5 protein-coding genes are annotated in these 5,196 nt (G+C 39.8%); 1 reads left to right on the plus strand and 4 read right to left on the minus strand.

The annotated features are described in order from the left end of the window. Nucleotides 1–400: LemA family protein (locus VB694_RS22510; protein WP_323362571.1), on the plus strand; the 400-nt coding region annotated here is incomplete at its 5' end. 110 nt (nt 401–510) lie between these two features. Here VB694_RS22510 and VB694_RS22515 read toward each other — a convergent pair. The 4 genes from VB694_RS22515 to VB694_RS22530 all read right to left on the minus strand — a co-directional run bounded on the left by VB694_RS22515 (nt 511) and on the right by VB694_RS22530 (nt 5,112). Continuing rightward, nucleotides 511–852 (minus strand): hypothetical protein, encoded by a 342-nt coding sequence (locus VB694_RS22515; protein ID WP_323362572.1) that lies wholly within the window; start codon nt 850–852, stop codon nt 511–513. 676 nt (nt 853–1,528) lie between these two features. Continuing rightward, the gene (gene glgB / locus VB694_RS22520; protein ID WP_323362573.1) at nt 1,529–3,820 is read right to left on the minus strand and encodes a 1,4-alpha-glucan branching enzyme; all 2,292 of its coding nucleotides are present in this window, start codon (nt 3,818–3,820) and stop codon (nt 1,529–1,531) included. Between the two features lie 277 nt (nt 3,821–4,097). After that, on the minus strand, nt 4,098–4,412 hold the full coding sequence (locus VB694_RS22525; RefSeq protein ID WP_323362574.1) for a hypothetical protein: 315 nt from the start codon (nt 4,410–4,412) through the stop codon (nt 4,098–4,100). A 31-nt stretch (nt 4,413–4,443) separates the two neighbouring features. Next, nucleotides 4,444–5,112: a glutathione S-transferase gene (locus tag VB694_RS22530; RefSeq protein WP_323362575.1), complete on the minus strand. Its 669-nt coding sequence runs from the start codon at nt 5,110–5,112 to the stop codon at nt 4,444–4,446. Between the last annotated feature and the right edge of the window lie 84 nt (nt 5,113–5,196).

The raw sequence follows: 5,196 nt of genomic DNA on the forward strand, positions 1-5,196 counted from the left end.
CATCCCCAATCTGGTAAATATCACCCAAGCTTATGCTAAACAGGAAAAAGAGTTAGTCTCATTATTAGTGCGATCGCAACAAGCTTATTTACAAGCAACCACTTTTGATCAAAAGGCTGCTGCAACCGTGCAAGTCAATCAAGCAATTGACCGTTTCCGTAATTATGCCACCACTAATCCCCAATTGCAATCGAGTCAATTATTTACCAATCTTCAATACGAAATTACAGGGACTGAAAACAGATTAGCTGTAGAAAGAATGCGTTATAACCAAGCAGTGCAAGCTTATAATCAAAAAATTCAAAGTTTTCCTAACATTTTAATTGCTAATACTCTTGGCTTTGAGAAGAAAGAATTTTTAAGAGCTACAAATATTGATGTTCCCAAAATTCCTGGTTAATGATCCCTGATTCTGGCAAAAAACTTAACTGTCCATGTAGGAAAATATTCAAAAAAATTCAAGTAATCCAACGATAAGATACAAGTAATTGATTTTTTGTGGATATTGTTTTACACAGGTAAGCGTCCAGTGATGAACATTTTATAGCCTCCTGACATGAGAATTAATGATAAGAAAAATTGCCAGAGACTCGTAGGATTAAGGATAGCTCGACTACTCATAAATACAAGGATAATTCCAGTAACTACGGGTATCCAACCTAGCTCTTTCATGCCTCTGGGGAAGAAAATTAATATCATTACTCCTATGGTGAGTGCAAGTACGGATGTGTCGGCGGCTATTCCTCTCCACCAGTAAGGATAAACGTTGGTTGTGAAGATGATGTTTTGTCCAACCAAGTAGATGACCAATATCAGCAAACCGAAGCCGAATATTCTCAGTAAAAAGCCCATGATTACTGTAATTTATCAAGTTTGTATATAATTTATCACATACTATATAGATACAATAAATATTGTTACATAACTACAAGATGGTAAAAAATCTCTCGCATAGAGGGACAAAAGCTTTATGCAATAGGGAAAATCAAGTTTTTCTTACTCTATAAATTGAAGATGCAATCTTTCAAAATAAACTCGGTTATGGGTGAGGATACATCTACATAGAGAAGTGGCAAATTCTAGCTGTTCATGGTCAGTTTTTCCCACGGAGTCGCATTGTCATATCTTGCAATTCCTACCTACTACTTGCCAAAAATATTATTTATTATCTTAGTTTTTCTCTCTATTTTTACCATTTCATTGGTTATCTTTTTGATAACTGATTGCACACTTTGAATTAAATATTATTGTTGAAACAGCTTTTAAACACCAATAAAAGCTCAACTTTGTGCGTTCATAATTTTGTTTTCTACTGATACGTAATTGTTAAAATCATAAATTTTAATTGACCGTCAATGTAGTTTGTTTATGCTACTTTTTGAAGTACGGAATGTGGGCTAAATATTATTCTAGCAACCAAAATCCTGTAAATCCTCAAATCCTGGATATCCTGATTCTGACAAAAAAATAAGGATACAGCAACGCTGTACCCCTACAAATTCCCCATCTATCTGAATAAATTAAACCCTTACTTCATCGCTTCCGCAGTTTTCACTTTATCCAGTTTGAGAATCAAAACCCCCAAAGGTGGTAAACACAAATCCAGCGAATAAGGACGATTATGCAAAGACCAATCATCAGTCCACTTACCACCTAAATTGCCCATATTGCTACCGCCATATTGACGCGCATCACTATTGAACAACTCGGTATAAAATCCCTTCTCAGGTACACCGATGCGATAATGAGAATGAGGTTGAGGTGTAAAATTACAAACCACAATCAAGAATTCATCAGAATCCTTAGCACGACGGACAAACGCAACTACACTGTGACGATTGTCGCTACAATCAATCCACTCAAATCCTTCCCGCGCAAAATCCTGAGTATACAAAGCAGGTTCAGAGCAGTAAAGATGATTGATTTCTTTGAAAAATGTTTTTAACTGTTGATGTGGTTCAAAATCATGTAGCTGCCATTCTAAATCTGCCCAAACATTCCACTCACTCCACTGGCCAAACTCCATGCTCATAAACATGGTTTTCTTGCCAGGGTGAGCAAACATATAAGCAAATAAAGAGCGCACATTAGCTAACTTTTGCCATTCATCACCAGGCATTTTCCCGATGATATTGCTTTTACCATGCACAACTTCATCATGAGACAATGCCAACATGAAATTTTCGCTGTGGTTATACCACATACTAAAAGTCACATTGTTTTGATGGAATTGGCGGAACCAAGGGTCCATGCTGAAATAATCCAACATATCGTGCATCCAACCCATGTTCCACTTCAGGTTAAAGCCTAGACCACCTGTATAGGTAGGCCAAGATACCATAGGCCAAGAAGTAGACTCTTCCGCGATGGAAAGCGCACCGGGAAAATAACTAAAAATGTTGTGATTTACTTGACGCAGGAAATCAGCAGCTTCTAAATTTTCCCTACCACCATACTGGTTAGGCAACCATTCCCCATCTTTACGGCAATAGTCGTTATAAAGCATGGAAGCCACCGCATCCACACGAATTCCGTCAATGTGGTATTTATCAAACCAGAACAGGGCATTAGCTACCAAGAAATTTCTGACTTCGTTACGAGAGTAGTTAAATACTAAAGTTCCCCATTCCTTATGTTCGCCTTTGCGGGGGTCAGCGTGTTCGTAGAGATGAGTACCATCAAAGAAAGCTAAACCATGTCCATCTTTGGGGAAGTGGCCAGGAACCCAATCTACCAGTACACCTATGCCATGTTCGTGACATTGGTCAACAAAGTACATGAAGTCTTCAGGAGTACCAAAGCGAGAAGTAGGAGCATAGTAACCAGTTACCTGATAACCCCAAGAACCATCAAAGGGATGCTCGGCAATTGGTAGCAATTCTATATGGGTATATCCTAAGTCTTTGACATAAGGAATCAGTTTTGCAGCTAATTCTCGATATGTCAGAAAACGCGCACCGGGTTTCAGTTCAGAAACGATGACTACTGGTTCAGTTTCCCCGTTGGGTAATTTAGCTGGTTCTTCACTAGCAGCGTGTAACCAAGAACCTAAATGGACTTCATAAACGGAAATTGGTTGGGTAAGGGGGTCGCTGTGTCTCCTTGTTTCCATCCAACTTTCATCTTTCCAACTATAAGTAGTTAAGTCGGTGACAATAGATGCTGTCTTGGGACGTGGTTCTTGCTGGAAACCGTAGGGATCTGATTTTTCGTAAATATGTCCTTCAAAATTCTTGATTTCATATTTGTAATGTTCACCCACGCCAATTTCTGGGATAAATAATTCCCAAACACCTGTGTGTCCTTTCCGCATCTGGTGTTTGCGCCCATCCCACAGGTTAAAATCTCCTAAAAGAGAAACGTTGCGAGCGTTGGGAGCCCAAACCGCAAAATAAACACCTTTAACTCCATCTACTTCTGTTAGGTGCGCTCCCAGTTTTTCGTAAATGCGGTGATGGTTGCCTTCACCAAACAAATGTAAGTCAAATTCAGTTAAACCAGCAGAACGAAAGGCGTAAGGGTCATAAGTGACGCGCTCATGTTCCCCTTCTTTAATCCGCAATTGATAGTTGTTAAGTTCTGCTGTTTCTATGATGCATTCAAAAAAGTGGGGATCATGCACCGTGTGCATCGGGTATTCTTTGCGTTCTTCAGGAACTACTACATAAGCCGCGCTGGCATTTGGTAGGTAGGCTCGCACAGCCCAGACGTTCTTACCATCTTGTTCTATCAGATGTGAACCCAATACTTCAAACGGATCATGATGCTGATTCCAAACGATGCGGTTAACCTGCTCAGGGGCGATCGTGCTGATGGACATGAAGCTACCTACGTAAAATAAGGTGATTAACTAAATTGAGTTTTTTATAACTATATATATTCTTTACATTTATTTGCACTTTTGTCGTCACGGTTATCCTACATCAGAATGTATCTTATTGGGGACTGGGGATTGGGAATTGGGGATTGGGGATTGGGGACTGGGGACTGGGGATTGGGGATTGGGGATTGGGGATTGGGGAAGAAGATTTTTACTGATAACTAATGACCAATGACCAATGACTAATGACTAATGACCAATGACTAATGACCAATGACTAAATACCTAAAAACGGGAAAATCTGTAGTAATGCTTTGCGTAAGCGTAACAAGAATATCTGATCTCGGATTTGAGCATTGAGTTTTCGTGGGGGACTTGTTTGCAGTTGCGCTTGTAGTTCTGCATATTCAGTCGCAGTTAAGGGTTTACCATCAATAGGCGATCGCGCAATGGTAATAATCTCTGTCCGCAATATCTCTTCTGGTATATCCTCCACTGGTGGTAATGCCATCACCTTTGTTCCCCAATAGCTACCAACCACCACTAAAATAACAGTGCTAATACTCAAAACTAGAAATTTTATACATTTCATTTTTGACTTTTGACTTTTGACTTTTGACTTTTTAAAGTCCTGGTGGTAATGCTTCACCACATAATTGATGAATCTGCACAATGCGCTCAAACAACCAAGGATATCCCTGACGGTATTGAGGAATAAGTGCTAGGGGACTCAGCAAGGCAGCCGCGCTAATATCTGCTACGCTGAAAATTCCACCCACCAAATACTCACTTTTTTGCCAGCGGTGAGATAATTCTGTCAGAGCAATTACTAGCCTTTTAGTAGCTAATTCTACAGTAGCATCGTTGATACCATACTGTTTCCTGACTACACCAATTACTATCTGACTGGATAATGAGGGATCTATTTGTTTACCTTCACCAGCCCGAAAGTGATAATATACAAATCTTGTAGCTGTACCAATGCTCTCATCTAACCAGTCTTCGAGCATCAAGGCTTCAGTTTGTTGTTCTTGGTTGGTTAAAAATAATGCAGGTTCTGGTTGATAAGATTCTAAGAATTTTAAAATTTGGGTAGAGTCGCCAATAGCTGGCGGTAGTCCCTCGATTTGGGGCAACAACACAGGCAATGTTGTTAAACCGGTTAAGGGCTTCACTTTGAGGATGTGCAAGCCAGGATTGAGATTTTCTACCTTGTAATCAATTCGCTTATAACCTAGCGCCAGACGGGCTTTGCGACAATAGTGAGATGTACTGAATTGCAGTAGCAACATAAAGCTACTTTTTAAATAAGGGAATTTTTACCAAAAACATGGGTTTGAGGTTCCTCGCCCTTCTAGGGCGACTTTTTGATAGGA

The organism is Anabaena sp. UHCC 0451 (assembly GCF_034931405.1).
Classification (GTDB): domain Bacteria; phylum Cyanobacteriota; class Cyanobacteriia; order Cyanobacteriales; family Nostocaceae; genus RDYJ01.

Coding starts and splice junctions, on each gene's coding strand:
- VB694_RS22515 (WP_323362572.1), bottom strand. CDS start 852: ATGGGCTTTTTACTGAGAATATTCGGCTTCGGTTTGCTGATATTGGTC.
- glgB (WP_323362573.1), bottom strand. CDS start 3,820: ATGTCCATCAGCACGATCGCCCCTGAGCAGGTTAACCGCATCGTTTGG.
- VB694_RS22525 (WP_323362574.1), bottom strand. CDS start 4,412: ATGAAATGTATAAAATTTCTAGTTTTGAGTATTAGCACTGTTATTTTA.
- VB694_RS22530 (WP_323362575.1), bottom strand. CDS start 5,112: ATGTTGCTACTGCAATTCAGTACATCTCACTATTGTCGCAAAGCCCGT.